The following is a 19,597-nucleotide window of genomic DNA, read 5'->3' as shown; positions in this document are numbered from 1 at the left end:
TCAACGCGCCCGCGCAGCGGCAGGCCGCAAGCTCGCGGACCATTTCATCGCGGGCAGTTCGACGCAGCGATAGAAGACCCACGCCACCGCGATCGCGACGAGCATGAAGGCGAATGTCGGAAAGATCGACGTTTGCAGTGCCGAGCGATACAGCAGCGACGAGAGCAGCACGAAGATGGGCAAGTGGATCGAATACAACGAAAAGCTGAAGTCACCGAAGCGCGACAGCAAGAGAACGACAGGCGCATGCTTCTCGCTGCGGTCTTGATGCCGGCTCTTCAGCGCTTCGGCCAGATAGCATGCAAAGCCGAGCGCCCACAGTTGAAATGCGATGTACTGACCGAAGTGGAAAGCGGCACAGCCGAGCGCGGTGAACATCAACGCCGCGCCATACATTCGCCACGGCATGCGCGTGCGCGACGGATCGCGCTTCACCTGCAACTCTGCGATCCACGCGCCGAGCGTCCACGAGAACCAGAACGACGTGAAGAACTGCACGTCATTGCGCTCGAACATGAAGGCAGAAGCGACATTGACGAACACGACGAGCGCCAGCACGGGCATCATGCCGAACCTGCGACGCAGCGCGAACAGCAGCGGATAGACCGCGTAGAACTGCACTTCGAGCGAAAGCGTCCAGAGCGCGCCGTTCGAACCGTACGTCTTGCCCGCTACGCCTTGCAGCGAAAACAGGTTGACGAGAAAAGCTTTCGGTCCGATATCGAGGATCTTGTGATTGACGGGCGGAAAGTGCAGGCTCGTCCAGTCGAGCGCCAACGTAAGCAGCAGCGCGGCGACCAGCACGGGATAAATGCGCGCAAGGCGGCGCGCCCAGAAATTCGCTGCGTCGAGCCGGTAAGCGGGATTGTCCGCGAGCCGCTGCGCCGCGCCGCGATGAATGCAATAGCCGCTGATGACGAAAAAAATCGGCACGCCTGCCGAGCCCCACGCGATCGGAAGCGTCAGGTAGGAAACGATCGTATTCAGGCCGAGCGATTTGTCCGCGAACTGATGAAAGCTCTGCATGCCGATCCACTCGACCTGCCGGCAATGAAAGTAGGCGACCAGCAGCGCAGCGAATCCGCGCATCGCATCGATGACGTGTTCGTTGTCGACGGCCTTCGTCGCGCTGCGCGCCGCCGTCGTCAATGAAAGGGGCGAGTGGGTGGCGTCCAGTGCTGTATCGCTCATGCGCGATCCTCGTTCGTTGATGACCCGATGACGCGCGGCCTTTCACGACGCAGCACGCCGATTGCCTATCGTAGGGGAACGGTCGTGCAAAAAATCGATAAAAAATCATTCAATAATTTAGCGATTGTTTTCCGATGTGGAGAGAATGGCGCAATCCGGTTAGTCGATGAAATTATTTGACGCTTTTTTCATGTTAGGTTAATGCCGGCAAACTTTTGACAGGGGTAGGGTCATGAACCTGCATTTGCTCGCCGGCGTTGCCGTGCTGTTGCTGCTGATAGGCGTTTCCGCATATCGCGAAGCGCTGCGCAACGAGCCGATCAGCCGTATCCGGATGACTCCGGAAAACATGCCGCAATTCGAGGACAACGAGTGAGTGTCGCGTGCCCGGACTTTGCGCATGCCATAAGCAAGATTTACGTCGCACATGCAATTGACTGAATCAGATCGCGTCATTATTTCCGATGTATTCCATATAATGGTTTGGCCCGCGAAATGAATCGATAATGAATTGTGGAGTCGTTTTTGTGACTCGTTCCGACTGATTTTGCGCTAGTCTTTTCTGGGCACGACATCGCGCGCCGCCAGTCCTGGCGATTGCATACATTCAATCAACCGAGTGGAAATGCACACCATGCTGAAAGTCACCAAAGCCGTCTTCCCTGTCGCGGGTCTCGGAACACGTTTTTTGCCCGCTACGAAGGCGAGCCCGAAGGAGATGCTGCCCATCGTCGACAAGCCGCTGATCCAGTATGCGGTCGAAGAAGCCATTGCCGCGGGCATCACCGAGATGATCTTCGTCACGGGCCGCAGCAAGCGCGCAATCGAAGATCACTTCGACAAGTCCTATGAGATCGAAGCGGAACTCGAAGCGCGCGGCAAGGAGCAACTGCTCGACCTTGTGCGCAGCATCAAGCCGTCGAACGTCGACTGCTTCTACGTGCGTCAGGCGGAAGCGCTCGGCCTCGGTCATGCCGTGCTTTGCGCGGAAAAACTGGTCGGCGAAAGCCCGTTCGCCGTCATTCTCGCGGACGATCTGCTGCACAGCGAACAGCCCGTGATGAAGCAGCTCGTCGACGTGTTCAACCACTATCACAGCTCGGTGGTCGGCGTCGAAACCATTGCGCGCGAGGCGAGCCGTTCGTATGGCGTCGTCGACGGCAAGGAATGGGAAGAAGATGTGATCAAGCTGTCGGGGATCGTAGAGAAGCCCGCGCCCGAGAAGGCGCCGTCGAATCTCGGCGTGGTCGGCCGCTATGTGCTGATGCCGACGATCTTCCGCCACATTCGCGCGCTGAAGCCGGGCGCAGGCGGCGAGCTGCAATTGACGGACGCATTGGAATCGCTGCTGACGGAAGAGCAGGTGCTGGCCTACCGTTACTTCGGCACGCGTTTCGATTGCGGCAGCAAGCTCGGCTATCTGAAGGCCACCGTCGAATTCGCGCTGCGTCACCCGGAAGTGCGCGCGGAGTTCGAGGACTATCTGCAAAGCTATCTGCCGATGCATCTGACGGCAGCCGCTGCCTGAAAGCAGCGTCTATGGCGGCGCCATCGTCTCTACCGGCCGTCGCCATGCGCAACGGTGCGCGCGAGCGCACGCGCGGTCCGCTTCACGCGTGCCCGCTCGCCGGCGACGCGCGTGCGAGTATTGCGCGCACGTCGTCGTCGGTGGTTTCGCCGAAATCCGCATAGAACTGGCTCACGCTGAAGAAGAGTTCTGGCGACGCCACGCAGACAAATTCGTCGACATCGCTGACGATGCGTTCGGCCGCGTCATACGGCGCGACGGGCAACGCGGCGACGATTTTCGCGGGGCCGCGCGCACGCAATGCGCGCGCTGCCGCCTTCATCGATGCGCCCGTGGCGAGTCCATCGTCGACGACGATGGCGATGCGGCCCGCAACGTCGACGCTCGCGCGCTGCGGATCGCGAAAGAGCGCCTCGCGTCGCGCGAGCTGCGCTTTCTCCTCTGCCAGCACGCGGTCGAACTCCGCCTGCGAAACGCCCGTTTCGCGCATCAATTCTTCATCGAGGCAGAGCGCGTCGCCTGACGCGATGGCCCCCATTGCCAGTTCCGGTTGCCACGGCACGCCCAGTTTCCTGACGACGAGCACGTCGAGCGGCGCGCCGAGCGCGCGCGCTACTTCATACGCGACGGGCACGCCGCCGCGCGGCAGCCCGAGCACGACCACGTCGTCGCGCTCTGCGTATTGCTTCAGCTGATCGGCGAGCGCGCGGCCCGCGTCGGCACGATCGGCAAATCGACAGAACATGATTCGCTCCCACGTCCGCTACATATCCGTTCATTCACTATAGGACGTTGAGCATCGAGAGTGCCGACTCCTGCAACGGACGCAACACGCGATTCAACGCGGCTTCCGTCGTTTCCTTGCCCATCGGCATGTTCGTGCTGAGCGCCGCGACGACTTCGCCGTGGCGGTTCTTCATCGGCACCGCCACGCCGCGCACGCCAATATCGAGTTGCTGCTCGATCACGGCGAAACCATCGGCCTGCGCGCGGCGGATCTTTTCGAGCAGCCCCGTTTTGTTCGTCACCGTGTGCGGCGTAAAGGGCGCGAGTTCCGTCTCGTTGAGCCAGGTCTGCATCGCTTCCTGATCGCGGTGATACGCGAGCAGCACGACGCCCGGCGATGTGAGCGGGGCAGGCACGCGCGCGCCGAGCACGAAGCCCGTCGTCATCACGCGCGACGTGCCGTTGCGCGCGATGAACACCAGTTCCCAGCCGTCGAGCACGCTCACATAGACCGACTCGTTGATCGTCGCGCTCAGTTGCTGCAAATAGGGCTGCACTGTCTTGGGCAGACGCGCCGAGTCGAAATACGACCAGCCGACGCGCAGCACGCGAGGCGTCAGTCCGTACAGCTTGCCGTCGCCCTGCACGTAGCCGAGATGTTCGAGCGTCAGCAGATAGCGGCGCGCGGCCGTGCGCGTCATACCCGTCAGTTGCGCGGCCTGGCTCGGCGTGAGGCGCGCGTGCTCGCTGTCGAACGACTCGAGAATGGCGAGCCCTTTTTCGAGCCCCGCGATCCAGTCCCGTTTGTCCAGTGGCGGTCGGTTCATAGCAATTACCCTGATTCTGCGCGTTTAACGCATCTGTACGCGCGATTATCGCGCGAACGATGCGATTTGTTCTTGGGGCGACAGGCGTTTCCCTCATAGCATCCAATCACGCGCCGAGGCAATACCGATGCCTCGAACGCCCGACCAAAACCTTGGAGACACGCGATGATTACCCCGATGCCCCGCCTGGTGCTAACCCGAAAAGCGCGCGCTGAACGCACACGCGCGTGCGATTATCGAACGCTTTCGGCATCGGGAGCATTGCCCGCCCACTGACGCCTGCCTATTCTTGAGCCACTTTCAGCGCCCGGCTCAGCAACCCGCGCTGCAAACACGATATCCGAGACATCCGTCATGACTTTCGCCCTTCGTTCCACCGAATCCCCGACATACGTGAGCGCCGAAAAGAGCCGCGCGCGCAAGGCCGCCCTCGGCAGCTTCGTCGGCGCCGTCGTCGACTGGTACGACTTTCTGCTGTACGGCATCGTCGCCGCGTTGATCTTCAACACCGAGTTTTTCCCCAACATCAGTCCCGCGATGGGCACGCTCGCGGCGTTCGGCACGTTCGGCGTCGGCTTTCTGTTCCGTCCGCTCGGCGGCTTCGTGTTCGGCCACTATGGCGACCGCCTGGGCCGCAAGCGCATGCTCGTGCTGACGGTGATGATGATGGGCCTCTCGACCGCGTTGATCGGCCTGTTGCCGACCTTCGCTTCGATCGGCTGGTGGGCGCCCGTGCTGCTCGTGCTGCTGCGCGCGGTCCAGGGCTTCGCGGTCGGCGGAGAGTGGGGCGGGGCGGCGCTGATGGCCGTCGAGAGCGCGCCCGAAAAGAAGAAGGCGTTCTATAGCAGCGGCGTGCAGGTCGGCTATGGCGTCGGGCTGATTCTCGCGACGGGCATCGTGTCGATCCTCACATCGACGCTCGACAACGATGCGTTCAAGGCATGGGGCTGGCGCATTCCGTTCGTGTTTAGCGTGGTGCTGGTGCTGATCGGCCTGTGGGTGCGATCGAGCATGGAGGAGTCGAAGGAGTTCGTCGAGAGGGTCGAGAAGACGCATCACCGCGCGCGTCTGCCCATCTTCGACGCGTTGCGCGAAAACCCGAAGGCGTTCCTGCTGATCATCGCGCTGCGTCTCGCCGAACTGTTCACGATGTACATCGTGACGGCCTTCGCGCTCAGCTATTCGACGAGCAACCTCGGCATGCCGCGTCAGTTCTTCCTGAACGTCGGCCTGCTGGTCGGTGCCGTCAGCATCGTGACGATCCCGCTCTTCGCGCTCGCCGCCGACCGCTTCGGCCGCCGCCGCGTCTATATCACGGGCGCCGTGATCGGCATGCTGTCGGCCGTGCCGTTCTTTCTCGCGCTCGATGCGCGCTCGACGCTGTGGATCGTGGTCTTCGCCGTGATGCTCGCGAACGTCGCGCACGACATGGTGGTGAGCGTCCAGCAACCGATGTTCACAGAGCTCTTCGGCACCGAGTTCCGCTATAGCGGCGCGGGCGTCGGTTATCAGGTGGCGAGCGTGGTCGGCGGCGGCTTCACGCCGTTCATCGCGGTTGCGCTCGTCAGCATGGCGGGCGGCTCGTGGCACCCCGTTGCAGCGTATCTGGCGATCGGCTGTCTGCTGTCGGTGCTCGTTGCGTGGAAGATGAAGACGCGCTAACGCGAGGACTCCGCAACGACTACGAACATCGCACACGGGCATTGCACGTAGCTATCGCTCGCATGCATCGCGCCGCGGCTTGTGAACGATACGTAGAACGCGGCGCGCAGCATCGCGCGTTTTATCGAAGAAGGTTTTGCCATGAATCACGATCCGAATCAGCCTTGCATCATCTCCGTCGCGATCACGGGCTCCGTGCCGCGCAAGAAGGACAACCCGGCCGTGCCGATCTCGGTGCCCGAACAGATCGAGAGCACGCACGAGGCATATGAAGCGGGCGCGACGCTCGTTCATCTTCACGTGCGCGACGAAGACGAGCGATCGAGTTCCGACCGCAACCGTTTCGCGGAGCTCCAGGAAGGCATCCGCAAGCACTGCCCGGACATCATCATCCAGTTCTCGACGGGCGGCCGCGGCCGTTCGTTCGAGCAGCGCGGCGCGATGCTCGATTTGCGCCCCGACATGGCGTCGCTCGCGACGGGCTCGGTGAACTTTCCGACGACCGTCTACGAGAATCCGCCCGATTTCGTTCGCGCGCTCGCTCAGACGATGCTCGATTACGACGTGAAGCCTGAAATCGAAATCTTCGATCTGGCGATGCTGTACAGCACCGTCGATCTGGTTCAGCAAGGGCTGTTGAAAGAACCCGTGCACGTGCAGTTCGTGATGGGCGTGAAAAACGCGTTGCCCGCGCGGCGCGAGATTCTCGAATTCGAAGTCGCGCAACTGCGCAAGCTGCTGCCGACGGCGACGTGGACGGCAGCCGGCATCGGTCGTCACCAGCTCGAAGTGAACTACTGGACGCTCGAAATGGGCGGGCACTGCCGCACGGGTCTCGAAGACAACGTGCGCTGGGACAAGGACACGCTTGCGAAGAGCAATGCGCAACTGGTCGAGCGCGTCGCGAAGCTGTGCGGCGAATTCGGCCGTCCCGTCGCGACCGCGAAACAGGCTCGCGAGCTGCTGTCGCTCAAGCCCGCGGCTTAGAAACGAATCTTCACTGACGTCATACCCATGCTTCGCTCCATTGCCACCGTGTCCGTCAGCGGCACGCTCGTCGAGAAGCTCGCCGCGATTCGCGCAGCGGGCTTCGACGGCGTCGAGATCTTCGAGAACGACCTGCTGTATTTCGACGGCTCGCCCGCCGACATCCGCAAGCGTTGCGCCGATCTCGGCCTGCAAATCATGCTGTTCCAGCCGTTTCGCGATTTCGAGGGGGTATCGAAGGAGCGGCTCGCGCAGAACCTGAACCGCGCGCAGCGCAAATTCGAGTTGATGCACGAGCTCGGCACCGATCTCGTGCTCGTGTGCAGCAACGTCAATGCAAACGTGATCGCGGACGATGCGCTGATCGTCGATCAGCTTGGCCAGCTTGCGCTACTCGCCGAGCGCGAAGGGGTGCGCGTCGGCTTCGAGGCGCTTGCGTGGGGCAAGCATGTGAATTCGTATCGTCACGCATGGCGGCTCGTCGATGCCGTCGATCATCCGAGCCTCGGCGTGATACTCGACAGCTTTCACACGCTGTCGCTCGGCGACCCGATCGATCCCATCGCCGACATTCCGGGCGAGCGCATCGCATTCGTGCAGATCGCGGATGCGCCCCTGCAGAAAATGGACGTGCTCGAATGGAGCCGCCACTATCGATGCTTTCCCGGGCAGGGCGATTTCGACGTGGCGGGCTTCGCGGATCGCGTGCTCGCAACGGGTTATCGAGGACCGTTTTCGCTGGAGATTTTCAACGACGGCTTTCGTGCCGCGCCGACTGCCGCGACGGCCGCCGACGGCTATCGCTCGCTGCTGTATCTCGAAGAGCAGGCCGCGCGGCGACGCGTCGCGCCCGAGGCACAGCAGCCTTTGTTCACGCCGCCCGTGCCGCCGTCGATTTCGGGTTTTCAGTTCATCGAGTTCGCCGTCGATTCGACGAGCGCGCCGCGTCTCGCGCAACGCTTTGCCGAAGCAGGATTTCATGCGGCGGGCCGGCATCGATCGAAAGACGTGACGCTCTATCAGCAAGGCGATGCGTCGATCGTGCTCAACGCCGAGACCGATTCGTTCGCGAGCGAGTTCTTTCATACGCATGGTTTGTCGCTGTGCGCGTCGGCGTTTCAGGTCGACGATGCGGCGCGCGTGTTCGAGCGCGCGACGTCGTTCGGCTATGCACCGTTTTCGGGCCGCGTCGGGCCAAACGAGCGCGTCGTGCCCAGCGTGCGTGCGCCCGATGGCAGCCTGCATTACTTCGTCGATGCGCGGCCCGACGAGCCGACACTCTATGAAGCCGACTTCGTTCTGAACCCGCCCGCGCCCGATGCCGCGCATTCGCCGGCAGAGCAAGGCGCGCTCGAGCGCATCGATCACGTGTGCCTGAACCTGCCCGCCGATGCGCTCGACACCTGGGTCCTGTACTTCAAGGCCGTATTCGGCTTCGAGGCCGAGCCCGCGTGGCTGCTTCCCGATCCTTATGGACTCGTGCGCAGCCGCGCAGTGCGCAGCGCCGACGGCTCCGTGCGCATCGTTCTGAACGCATCGCAAGACGGGCACACGTCCGTTGCCGAGTCGCTGCATACGTATCGCGGCTCGGGCCTGAGTCACGTGGCTTTCGTCACCGACGACATCTTCGCCGCTGTCGAACAGTTGCGCGCACGCGACGTTCGGCTATTGAAGATCCCGCCAAACTATTACGACGACCTTGAAGCACGTTACGATTTCCCTGATGACATGGTGACGAAGATGCGCGATGCCCACGTGCTCTACGACAGGGATGCGCAAGGCGGCGAGTTCTTCCATGTCTACACGGAGCAGATGGACGGCCGCTTCTTTCTCGAGGTCGTCCAGCGCGCGGGTGGATACGACGGATACGGCGCAGTCAACGCACCCGTGCGGCTCGCTGCACAAGCTCAACGTAAGAACGGCTCGACGACATGAAAGCGGTGCGCATTGGCAGTAACCCTTAGCGGTCCTCGCAATACCCCTGTTTTCCAGCGTTAATTCGGCTTTCCCAGCAATTCCACGCGGCACTGGCGGCGACGGTCTTCGTGTGTCCGTTCGTTTGTTCGCCGCCGACACGCAATGCGAAGCATCGTCATAACAGTCAAACATAAAGAGGACTTGGAGATGAAAAGACGTTACCCCGAAGTCAAAGCGGCATTGGCCGGCGCAGCGATGCTGGCCTCGATACCCGCGTTCGCGCAGAGCAGCGTGACGCTGTACGGCATCGTCGATAACGGCATCGGCTATCAGTCGAGTTCGACGACGCTCGGCTCGACGTCGGGCGGCCACTCGGCGTTCAAGATGATCACGGGCGTATGGGCGGGCAGCCGCTTCGGTCTGAAGGGCGCGGAAGACCTGGGCGGCGGCACGAAGGCGATCTTCACATTGGAAGAAGGCTTCAGCGGCAATAACGGCGCGATGTCGACGTCCAACCTGATGTTCAGCCGCCAGGCCTTCGTCGGCGTGACGAATGCCACGTATGGCACGCTGACGGCGGGCCGTCAGTATGCGTCGTACTACCAGCTGCTGTCGCCGTATAGCCCGACGACGTGGCTCACCGGCTTCTACGGCGCGCACCCCGGCGACGTCGATGGCCTCGACACGATCTATCGGGCGAACAACACGCTGCTGTATATGTCGCCGTCGCTCTACGGCTTCAAGTTCAGCGGCTCATATTCGTTTGCGGGCGTGCCGGGCAGCGTGAACCAAGGCTCGACGTGGAGCACGGCAATCCAGTACGCGCAGGGGCCGGTCGGTATTGCCGTGGGCTTCTCGCGGATCAACAACTCGACGGTCGGCGGCGGCGCATTCGGCGCCGATTCGACGACGTCGAATGCGGGCGCGCAGACGGGTGTTTCGGCTGTGACCAACGGCTATCGCACGGCGCAGGCGCAGCAGCGCTTCGCAGTCGGTCTCGGCTACACGTTCAGCAACCAGTTCGACATCACGGCAACGTATACGAACGTGCAGTACATTCCGGGCGCCGGCTCGGCGTTCCACAGCGAGGCGATCTGGAACACGGGCGGCATCGTGCTGCACTGGAAGCCGACGGCCGCATGGGACTTCGCGACGGGCTACAGCTACACGCGCGCGACGAAAGCCAACGGCATCGCGAGCAGCGCGCAGTACCAGCAGTTCAACCTGTCCGAGTACTACTCGCTGTCGAAGCGCACGGGACTGTATGCGTTGGAGGCCTATCAGCGCGCGAATGGCCAGACGCTCGGCAACAACGGTGCCGGCAATATCATCAACGCAACGGCGACGCTCGGCGACGGCTTCAATTCATCGCCTTCGTCATCGCGCAGCATGGTCGGCGTGGGCGTGGGTATCGTGCACCGGTTCTGACGCCGATTGTTGTTCATGCATCGGAATCAGCAAAAAGCGCCGCATTTGCGGCGCTTTTGTTTTTCATGCGTGAATCTCGCGCAGAATTGCATGTGACGACAACTTCACTGTGATCGGCGCGTATCAGGACCGCAGTTTGCTTATGGCGTCGGCTACTGCCGCGCGTCGCGCGTTTCATTGCGAAAGCGCGCATATCGCGCGGAGCATCAAGAAAGGGCCATCAAGAAAGTGCATGATATGCGCACGGCAGTGGGTGGCCGGCCGGGATGAAGATGCTCGTCGGCTGCTACAATCCTGCGTCATTGCAATACAGGTGAACACATGGGCTTTGAACAACTGGCGAAGCTGAGGGACGAACTCGCCAAACAGGCAAACGCGCAGCGCAAGCAAAAGCAGGCGGCGAAAGAGCAGGCGACCCGGACGGGCGCCAAGGATGCCAAAGCGAAGGACGCACAACCCCGGGACGCCAGGCCGGCGGCAAAGCCTGCCGCGAAGCCGGCCGGCAAGCCAGCGGGCAAGCCGGCACAGGCACGGCCGGCCGCGCGGCAAAATCCCGTCGATCCCGTCGTGCATACCATCGGCAAATTGCAGAAGCGCTTTCCGCTGGCGTTTCCGAAGAATCCTGCGCCGAAGGTGGCGCTGAAGATCGGCATTCTCGAAGACCTGCTTGCGCAAGCGGGCGATCTGAAGCTGACCGAGCAGGAAATCCGCGACGCCGTGAGCACCTGGTGCCGCGGCAGCCGCTATTGGGCGAGCCTGACGGAAGGCGCGCCGCGCGTCGATCTGACGGGCACCGAAACCGGCAAGGTCACGGCATCGGATTCGGCGTTTGCGCGCCGTCGCTCGGGCGGTCGGACGAAGCCCGCCAAGCCGGAGGGCGAAGCAAATGCCGTCGCGAAGGCTGCGGAGGACGGTGGCAAGCCGGAGCCGGAAAGCGCTGCCGCCGATGAAGGCAAGGCGTCTTCCGAAGCGGATCAGGCTCGCGGCTGATAGTCCGTTAGCCGAGCGGGGCGCGAAAAGGGGCAGCGAAAGGGACGGGGAAAGGGGCGGGGAATGAATGCCCTGAGCGATGACAAATCGGGCGACACATCCTCGCCGCCCATTTCTGCGTCATGCAGCGCGCGCCGCGTGCGTCACGTGCGCTCGATATCCTTGATTTTTCGTGCCGGCACGCCGCCGACGAGCGTGTAGGCCGGCACGTCCTTCGTCACGACGGCTCCTGCGGCAACCACCGCCGCCTCGTGAATCGTCACGCCGGGCAAGATGGTGGCGCCCGCACCGATCCACACCTTGTTTTCGATGCGGATCTCCTGGTGATCCAGTCCGCGCCCGAGCTCGGGTTCGAACACGAGACCATGCGTCGCCGTCTCGAACGACACACGCGGTCCGATCTGCACGTCGACGCCGATCGAGATCCGGCTGTTGCGACACGCGAGGCGCGTATCGGCGTTCAGATACGCGCGGTCTCCGATCGAAATGCCGCGGAGCGTTTCCTCGTTGAGGCTCATCTCGACATTCAACGGTCCGATGATCGTCACGTCCTTGCCGATCATCATGCCTGCCTTGCGGTACATCGAAGCGCGCGTGCGGTTGAAAGGGCCGTACATCGGCATCATGTTGCCGAGGCTCATGAAGATGTGTCGTTTCAGTGCCGTCAGTAGCTTCATCGTTCTCCCTCGATTACCGCGCATCGTGCCGTCCTCGCGCGGTCGAACGTCGCCGTGCCCGGTGAGGCGCACGCGCGGGTAGGTTGTTCTGACTTCAGCCGTTCTTTGAAGGACATGTCGATAACCCCGGCTCGCTCGATGGACCGTTGCCATCGAACCGCCTGGTTCGACTAAAAGTGTGATCTTACCGATCGCTTGCACCGGCGAGCCCGCTTCGTCCCTCAAGTGGCCCATTCAGAAGGGGTTTTGGCGCGAAGTCAGGCGTCATGCGCTGCGACGTCGACGCAATCGCACGATGCGCGTCGGAATGTTCCCCTTTTCGCCTTGACCAGCGCTGTATCGACGCTCTGCCATCATGCGCAGGCGGTCCGGCATTTCGCTATGCATAACGCAACGCCGTTCGCGACAGCGAGCGCGTAGCTTCGACACGCCATGCGCCGTTGGCCTGACTACGTTTGGGCTGAACTTTCGCGCATGCCTTCTCTTGCCCTGAATCGGTCGCTCATCGCAGTCCTGTGACGCTCTGCCGGACGGTCCAGCAACGCCCTGAAAACGGCCCCGAAGGCCGGACTGCATGCGCCTCTACCCCCTCAAAGGACAGGGTGCGCACAAAACGTATTGGCATAGCATTGCGCCACGAACTGCCTGATAAACATCAGCAATCCCCGAACCCGGTCGAGTCGAACAGGAGACAAGCAGCATGCATATCGGCATCAACATGGGGTATATCGCCACCGTCTTCACACCAGCCCAGGAAATCGAATACGCACAGGAGGCGGAGCGACTCGGCTACCGTTCGCTGTGGGTCGGCGAGCCGTATGGCAACGACGCAGCAACGGTCCTCGCTGCACTTGCGGCCTGCACGAAGCGCATTCAGATCGGCGCGGGCATCTTTGCGATTCCCGGCCGAACGGCTGCCATGACGGCACAAACGGCCGCGACGCTCGACTGGCTCTCGAACGGACGCCTGCTGATGGGCCTCGGCCCAAGTGGCACGCAAGTCTCGGAAGGCTGGCACGGCGTGCCGTTCGCAAAGCCGCTGTTGCGCACCCGGGAATACGTCGACGTGATCCGCATGATTCTGCGCCGCGACAAGCCGCTCGAGTACCACGGCGAGACGATACGCCTGCCGCTGCCAGGGACCGAGGGCAAACCGCTCAGGCTGATCATGCATCCGGTGCGTTCCGCTGTGCCGATTCTGCTCGCCGCGCTCGGTCCGAAGAACATCGAATTGTGCGGCGAGATCGCCGACGGCTGGCTCCCATTCTGGTTCGCGCCCGAGCACGCAGCGACGCTGCGCGCGCCGCTGGAGGCGGGCGCGCGCGCGGCCGGCCGCGACCCGTCCTCGATTGACGTCATGGTCAACGTGATCGCTCATATCGACGACGACCTCGCGCGGGCACGCAACACGATGCGGCCGAAACTTGCGTTGTACGTCGGCGGCATGGGCTCGAAGGAAAACAACTTCTACAAGACGCTCGTGAGCTCGTATGGCTATGGCGACGTCGCCGAACAGGTCCAGGAGCTTTATCTGTCCGGACGCAAGGCCGAGGCAGCCGCGCTGCTGCCCGACGAACTCGTCGACATGGTGACGCTTTGCGGCCCCGCTGACCGGATCGCAGAGCGGCTGCACGCGTATCAGAACGCCGGTGTCCATACCGTCATCCCGATGTTCGAGACGAGCAATGTCGAGGAGAGGATGTCGCAACTGCGAGCGTTCGTCGATATCGCGAAGCGCTCCGGTTGCGTGACATTGAGCCTCGATGATTGAACCGGCCATCGCTTGAGTGGGCACGAGCGGGACGGGCGATACGTCACCGGAGCGTGACGTGCCCGGACTTGAGCAGCACACCGGCAGCACAGCGAAATGTGCGCGGCGCCGGAGTGCGCATAGCCAACACGACGCGGCCATTCAGGGTCGCGAGAATCGAACAGACACGCGAAGGGCAACATGGTGCAACAGCAAAAACCGACGATCGCCGTGCTGGGCGGAACGGGCAATGAAGGCAGCGGGCTCGCATTGCGCTGGGCGCAGGCCGGCTACAGGGTCATCATCGGCTCGCGCAACGCCGAGAAGGCCGCGCGCATATGCGCGGAACTCAACGATGTGCTCGGCCACGCGGCGTTGACATGGCAGGACAATCCGACTGCCGCGCGGGCAGCCGACATCGTCGCGCTGACGGTGCCGTATGCGGCTGCACGCGCCACGGCCGATGAGGTGCGCAGCAGTCTCGGCGGCAAGATTCTGATCGACGCGACCGTGCCGCTCGTTCCGCCCAAAGTCGCACGCGTGCAACTGCCCGAGGGCGGTTCGGCCGTCGCGCAGATGCAGGCGCATCTCGGCGCAGACGTGCGCGTTGTCGCGGCATTCCAGAACGTCTCGGCGCATCATCTGCGCGATCTCACGCATGAGGTCGCATGCGATGTGCTCGTATGCGGCGACGACATCGACGCGCGTGACACCGTCATCGGTCTCGCGCGCGCGATCGGCCTGCGTGCGTACCATGCGGGGCCCATCTGCAACGCCGCGGCTGCGGAGGCATTGACCTCGGTGCTCATCGCCATCAATTCGCGCTACAAGATTCCGGGTGCGGGCATTCGTATCACCGGTTTCGAAGCCGATCCTCACGCGCACGAGCAATGAAGCTGCGGCAACCGAAGCCGATCGTTTCGACGGCAATGGCAGTCGTCGCGCTTTTATCCGCGGGCGATGTTCTTGCGGCACGTGTGCGCGACGCGCGCGATCGGTCCGGCATGAGAGCGAACGCATGAAACCCTGGCTCGTCGTACCCGTTCGATCGATACGCAGCGGCAAGCAACGCCTCGCCGGCGTATTGAGCGAGCACGAACGCGTTCGTCTCAACACGATGCTGCTCGAGCATGTGCTGGCCGAGGCCTCGCGGTTTCCCGGACGCGGACGCACGCTCGTCGTGACGCGCTGTGCCGAGGTAGCGGCTGCGGCGCACAGGGCGGGCGTCGAGTGGCTCATCGAGCGCGATCGCACGGGGATGAACGGCGCTCTCGACGAAGCACGCGCCCATCTCGGTGCGAATCGCGGATCACGCCTGATGACGGTGTCGTGCGATCTGCCGTTGCTGTGCGCCGACGATCTGATCGCGCTGGCAACAGCCGCTTCCGAGGCCACCGGCGTCGCGCTTGCACGTGACCACACGGGTCACGGCACCAACGCGCTATGCCTGGCGCTCGACGCGCCGTTCGCGTTCAGCTTCGGCAAGGACAGTGCAGGACGACACCGCAGCGCGGCGGCGCGACACGGCTTGCCGGTCGTCGAAGTTCAGCGGCCGGGGCTTGCCGTCGATCTCGACACGCCGGCCGATCTGCAAGCGCTGCGTTTCGTCGTGCCATGGCTGTGGCCGCACGCGCGGGCAGCGTAGGGGCGTATGCGAACCGCAAGTCCGAGTGCGATGTGCGATCTGGACATGAACGCTCCCCGATGCAAACCAATAAGGAGATCAACTTTGGAAACCCGTATCACACGACTGTTCGGTATCGAGCATCCGATCATCTGTTCGGGCATGAGCCACATTGCCGTACCGGAACTCGTCGCAGCGGTCTCCGAAGCGGGAGGGCTGGGCATTCTTGCGACAGCCCCGTTGACCCCCGAATCGACGCGCGAGTCCATCCGGCGCGTGCGCGCGATCACCTCGCGTCCATTCGGCATCAACATCACGATGCTGACGGCGTTTGCGGCGGGAAACGTGCGCGTCGCGCTGGAAGAGCGCGTGCCCGTCGTGAATCTGTCGCTTGGACGAAGCCAGGAAATCACCGATGCCGTTCACGCCTATGGCGGCAAGATCGTCAGCACGGTCACGACCGAAAAGCATGCGCGCGCTGCTCAGGCAGCCGGCGCAGACGCGCTGATCGTGACGGGTCACGAAGCGGCCGGACATGGCGGCGCTGCGACGTCGCTGACGCTCGTGCCCGCCGTGCGCGATGCCGTGGAGCTACCCATCATCGCGGCGGGCGGGTTCGCTGACGGGCGAGGGTTGGTCGCGGCGCTGGCGCTCGGCGCCGACGCCATCGCGATGGGTACGCGCTTCGCGCTGTCGCGCGAAAGCCCGCTGCACGCGCACGCAAAGGATACGGCGATCAGCAAGAGCGTGGCCGACACGCTGTACAGCCCGAACTTCGACGGGATTCCATGCCGTGTGATGGACACGCGAGCCGCGCGCAAGCGCGCGCGTCGCGCGATCAGCTTCATCGAAGCCGTGCCGAGTGCGCTGGCAAGCGCCGCACAGCTCGGCCTGTCGTTGCCTCAGATTGTGAGAATGGCGCTCGCTCGGCCTGCGAACCTGGTGCAGCAAGTGCAGATCGGCGCATTGACGAAGTCCACGCTGCTGTCCATCAGGAAAGGCGACATGGAGCGCGGAATCTTGCCGATCGGACAGGCTCAGGGGCTGATCGACGAGGTGCTGTCCGCCGAGGCGATCATTCAACGAGCGCTCCAGCAAGCAGAAGAGATACAGAACCGGATGGTGTCGGCTTGATCGCTTCGTTGTCGACGTCGATGTGGCGCGCGGTTGGACGTTGCAACCCGGATTGAATCGCGACAGGTCAACGACAACGATGCATCGACATTAGTAAGGAATAGAAAACAGGAAGGCCATCCGCATTCTTTTCGACGGCGGACGGGCGCGCAAGGGCGGCAGGGCGCGAGAGCGCAAGCCTGAGAAAGCGGCGGCATCGCAATCCCATATTGACACGAAACCAACGGGTGGAATGACCATGAAAGACAATTCAGCGGCGTTTCTCAGCGAGCAGGAGCTGATGATTCGCGAAACGGCAAGAAAGGTCGCGGCGGAGGTCGTGGCGCCGACTGCGGCCGAACGCGACAGGACGTGCGCGTGGCCGCATGCCGAATTGCATCAGGTAGCCGAGCTCGGATTTCTCGGCATGCTGGTTTCTCCCGAGTACGGCGGGTCGGGGGCGAGCTTCGTCGAGTACTGTCTCGCTATCGAAGCCTTCGCAGCAGCCGACGCCGGATTCGCGACGATCCTGCACGTTCACAACGCGATGGGCGGCATGCTCGCCTCCGAGGGCAACGCCGCGCAGAAGGCGCGCTATCTTCCCGATCTGGTGTCCGGCAAGACCATCGGCGCGGGGCTTCTGACCGAACCGCAGGCAGGTTCCGATACGGCGGCGTTCCGCACGTCGGCACGGCGCGAAGGCGACCACTACGTGCTGAACGGCACGAAGCAGTTCATCTCGAACGGCAGCGAAGCCGGCTTCGCCTTTGCGTTCGCCATCACCGACAAGAACGCGGGGAAGGGTGGCGGGAGCATGTTCATCGTCGATCCCAGCGATCCGGGCTATGTCGTCGCGCGCGTCGAAAATAAACTGGGACAGCGCTCGGCACATGTCGCGCAGATCCAACTGGATAATTGCCGCGTTCCCGTCGAAAATCTTCTTGGCGAAGAGGGCACTGCCTACAAGCGGTTGATGAGCGGATTTTCCGAAGGGCGCATCGGGATTGCGGCCGTCGCGGTCGGAGTGGCGCGCGCTGCGCTTGAAGCCGCCGTCCAATACGCGAGAGAACGCGAAGCCTATGGCTCGCCCATTATCAATCTGCAGGGCGTAGGGTTCGATCTGGCGGACATGGCGACCCAGGTCGCAGTGGCGCACCAATTCGTCCTTCACGCAGCGAGACTGCATACGGCGGGTATCCCGTGCGCGTCCGAAGCGTCGATGGCGAAGCTCTACGCCAGCGAGATTGCCGAGAAAGTGTGCTCGGATGCGTTGCAGATTCACGGCGGCTACGGATATCTCGCCGACTTCCCCGTTGAGCGCTATTACCGCGATGCGCGCGTGACCAAGATTTACGAAGGAACGAGTCACATCCAGAAGCTCATCATCGCTCGCAACCTGGTCTAGGCCTATTCGGCCGGACATCGGGAGAGCCGGTCTTCCTCGGGCAAAAGGTCCGGCATCGACGGCCGGGCCGCGCAATCAGGCGTACGAACTGGAGCGATGGCTGTCGAATCTTCCAGAAACCGGATGCATAAACAAAAGGAGACAACGCGTGAAACTCAATTTTGCGAACCTCATGGAGAAGCTCGCAGTCCGGTTCGCCGACCGCGAGGCACTGGTCAATATCGAACGGCAGCGGCGCTACACCTATCGGGAACTGCATCGCCTCACCAACCAGATCGTCAACATGATGCGCGAGCGTCTGATGTTGCGTCGCGGCGACGTGTTCATGTGCCTGCTGGAAAACGACAACCTCTCGCTGATGCACGCGTGGACCACGCTCAAGGGAGAGGCGACCGCGGCGTGGACCAATTTCCGCGATTCCGTGGACGAACATCGGCGGCAGTTCGAATTCATCCGCCCGAAAGTCGTGTTCATGGAGAACGCGCTGATCGACCGTTACTACGACACGTTGCATGAGTCGGGCGTGACCGTGGTCTGCATGGACCCCGTGGATGCCACGCGCGACGGTCTGTACTACTTCTGGGATCTTCTCGAAGGCGTATCGGATGAGAATCCGGGCGTCGTCAGCGACGCGTTCAACGATCTCATGGTGTACCGCTTCACGGGCGGCACGACGGGGAACAGCAAATGCGCGCAGTACACGATGGACAACTGGCTCGCCTCGCGCGATTCGTTTTACGTGGAATTCGAGCAGCACTACGAGCCTGATACGCGCTATCTGCACATGGCGCCCATCAGTCACGGCTCGGGTCTCGGATTGCTGCCGACGCTGTTTCGCGGCGGCTGCTCGGTCACGCAGAATTCGCCGGATCTCAAGCTGTGGTGCAGCAACGTCGAGCGCGAGCGGATCACGTTCAGCCTGCTGCTCCCAACCCTGATTTACCGGCTGCTGGAATTGCAGGAGGCCGCGCAGCACGATCTTTCGTCGCTGCGCACGCTGACCTACGGCGGCGCACCGATGAGTCCCGCCAAGCTCAGACAGGCACAGCAGCGCTTCGGCAATATCTTCGTGCAGCAGTATGGTTCGACGGAATGCCTCCAGGCCGTAACGTGCCTGACCAAGGCCGACCATCTTGTGGCCAGCGATGCTCAACTCGCGTCGGCCGGGCGTGTTGCGCCGGGCGTGGACCTCAGGGTTGTGGGAAATGACGGCGCGGACGTAGCGCAAGGCGAGACCGGCGAGTTCTGGTTCCGCTCGCGCGCCACGGTGTCGGGCTACTTGCACAATCCGGAAGGCACGGCGGCCGAGTTCGAAGATGGTTACTGGAAATCCGGCGACATGGGTTATATCGACGAGCAGGGCTTCCTGTATATCGTCGATCGCAAGAAGGACGTGATCATCACGGGCGGGTTCAACGTGTATGCGATCGAAGTCGAGGCTGCGCTGAATTCGCATCCGGCCGTGCAGATGTCCGCGGTGGTCGGCGTGCCGCACGAGGAATGGGGCGAAGCCGTGCATGCGGAGGTCGTATTGCGGGACGACGCGCGGGTGAGCCCAGAGGAACTGATCGAGCACGTCAAGAGCCGCCTCGGCAGGTTCAAGGCGCCGAAATCGGTTGAGTTCGTGCAATCGCTTCCGGTGAGCGTGGTCGGTAAGGTGCTGCGTCGACAGGTTCGCGAGCGGTATTGGAAGGACCGTGCGCGAATGGTGTCGTAGGGCCTGATGGAGATAGTCGGATGCGCGTGGAGGATTGGGTGCGTTGCATCCGACG

Annotated in this window: 17 protein-coding genes; 13 read left to right on the top strand and 4 right to left on the bottom strand. The window is 62.7% G+C overall.

The window, feature by feature from the left end; translation table 11 throughout:
* Complete coding sequence (locus AABE10_RS17300) at positions 1-1,191, bottom strand: acyltransferase (protein ID WP_342934507.1); 1,191 nt, start codon at positions 1,189-1,191, stop codon at positions 1-3.
* Between the two features lie 232 nt (positions 1,192-1,423).
* Between AABE10_RS17300 and AABE10_RS17295 the strand changes: the two genes are divergently transcribed.
* Both AABE10_RS17295 and galU read left to right on the top strand, forming a co-directional pair.
* Positions 1,424-1,567, top strand: a complete 144-nt coding sequence (locus tag AABE10_RS17295; RefSeq protein ID WP_177200287.1) for a hypothetical protein — start codon at positions 1,424-1,426, stop codon at positions 1,565-1,567.
* Positions 1,568-1,825: 258 nt separating this feature from the next.
* Entirely contained in the window at positions 1,826-2,719 is an 894-nt protein-coding gene (galU, locus tag AABE10_RS17290) for a UTP--glucose-1-phosphate uridylyltransferase GalU (protein ID WP_342934506.1), read from the top strand.
* 82 nt (positions 2,720-2,801) lie between these two features.
* On the opposite strand, the gene AABE10_RS17285 is transcribed toward galU, so the two are convergent.
* Complete coding sequence (locus tag AABE10_RS17285; RefSeq protein WP_342934505.1) at positions 2,802-3,464, bottom strand: phosphoribosyltransferase; 663 nt, start codon at positions 3,462-3,464, stop codon at positions 2,802-2,804.
* A 37-nt stretch (positions 3,465-3,501) separates the two neighbouring features.
* Positions 3,502-4,272: an IclR family transcriptional regulator domain-containing protein gene (locus tag AABE10_RS17280; protein WP_342934504.1), complete on the bottom strand. Its 771-nt coding sequence runs from the start codon at positions 4,270-4,272 to the stop codon at positions 3,502-3,504.
* A 354-nt stretch (positions 4,273-4,626) separates the two neighbouring features.
* Between AABE10_RS17280 and shiA the strand changes: the two genes are divergently transcribed.
* The 5 genes from shiA to AABE10_RS17255 all read left to right on the top strand — a co-directional run bounded on the left by shiA (position 4,627) and on the right by AABE10_RS17255 (position 11,256).
* On the top strand, positions 4,627-5,934 hold the full coding sequence (gene shiA, locus AABE10_RS17275; protein WP_342934503.1) for a shikimate transporter: 1,308 nt from the start codon (positions 4,627-4,629) through the stop codon (positions 5,932-5,934).
* Positions 5,935-6,075: 141 nt separating this feature from the next.
* A complete protein-coding gene (locus AABE10_RS17270; protein WP_342934502.1) occupies positions 6,076-6,921 on the top strand; it encodes a 3-keto-5-aminohexanoate cleavage protein in 846 nt (281 codons plus the stop codon).
* A 27-nt stretch (positions 6,922-6,948) separates the two neighbouring features.
* Positions 6,949-8,856 carry a bifunctional sugar phosphate isomerase/epimerase/4-hydroxyphenylpyruvate dioxygenase family protein gene (locus tag AABE10_RS17265; protein ID WP_342934501.1) on the top strand — a complete coding sequence of 636 codons (1,908 nt, stop codon included), beginning with the start codon at positions 6,949-6,951 and terminating at the stop codon, positions 8,854-8,856.
* A gap of 189 nt (positions 8,857-9,045) precedes the next feature.
* On the top strand, positions 9,046-10,266 hold the full coding sequence (locus tag AABE10_RS17260; RefSeq protein WP_342934500.1) for a porin: 1,221 nt from the start codon (positions 9,046-9,048) through the stop codon (positions 10,264-10,266).
* Between the two features lie 321 nt (positions 10,267-10,587).
* Entirely contained in the window at positions 10,588-11,256 is a 669-nt protein-coding gene (locus AABE10_RS17255) for a ProQ/FinO family protein (protein ID WP_342934499.1), read from the top strand.
* Positions 11,257-11,399: 143 nt separating this feature from the next.
* Here the strand turns inward: AABE10_RS17255 and AABE10_RS17250 are convergent, their stop codons facing one another.
* Entirely contained in the window at positions 11,400-11,933 is a 534-nt protein-coding gene (locus tag AABE10_RS17250) for an acyltransferase (protein WP_342934498.1), read from the bottom strand.
* Between the two features lie 700 nt (positions 11,934-12,633).
* Here AABE10_RS17250 and AABE10_RS17245 point away from each other — a divergent pair.
* From AABE10_RS17245 to AABE10_RS17220, 6 genes are all read left to right on the top strand, one after another.
* A complete protein-coding gene (locus AABE10_RS17245) occupies positions 12,634-13,704 on the top strand; it encodes an LLM class F420-dependent oxidoreductase (RefSeq protein ID WP_342934497.1) in 1,071 nt (356 codons plus the stop codon).
* 180 nt (positions 13,705-13,884) lie between these two features.
* Positions 13,885-14,577, top strand: coding sequence for an NADPH-dependent F420 reductase (npdG, locus tag AABE10_RS17240; RefSeq protein ID WP_342934496.1), 693 nt, complete (start codon positions 13,885-13,887; stop codon positions 14,575-14,577).
* A 124-nt stretch (positions 14,578-14,701) separates the two neighbouring features.
* Entirely contained in the window at positions 14,702-15,328 is a 627-nt protein-coding gene (gene cofC / locus AABE10_RS17235) for a 2-phospho-L-lactate guanylyltransferase (RefSeq protein WP_342934495.1), read from the top strand.
* Positions 15,329-15,412: 84 nt separating this feature from the next.
* Positions 15,413-16,441: a nitronate monooxygenase gene (locus tag AABE10_RS17230; RefSeq protein WP_342934494.1), complete on the top strand. Its 1,029-nt coding sequence runs from the start codon at positions 15,413-15,415 to the stop codon at positions 16,439-16,441.
* Between the two features lie 238 nt (positions 16,442-16,679).
* A complete protein-coding gene (locus tag AABE10_RS17225; RefSeq protein ID WP_342934493.1) occupies positions 16,680-17,825 on the top strand; it encodes an acyl-CoA dehydrogenase family protein in 1,146 nt (381 codons plus the stop codon).
* A 148-nt stretch (positions 17,826-17,973) separates the two neighbouring features.
* The gene (locus AABE10_RS17220; RefSeq protein ID WP_342934492.1) at positions 17,974-19,542 is read left to right on the top strand and encodes a class I adenylate-forming enzyme family protein; all 1,569 of its coding nucleotides are present in this window, start codon (positions 17,974-17,976) and stop codon (positions 19,540-19,542) included.
* Positions 19,543-19,597 lie beyond the last annotated feature (55 nt).

Source organism: Paraburkholderia diazotrophica, assembly GCF_038900755.1.
Lineage (GTDB): Bacteria > Pseudomonadota > Gammaproteobacteria > Burkholderiales > Burkholderiaceae > Paraburkholderia > Paraburkholderia diazotrophica_A.
The sequence above is the reverse complement of the archived record's forward strand: the minus strand, read 5'-3'. Positions and strand labels throughout refer to the sequence as shown.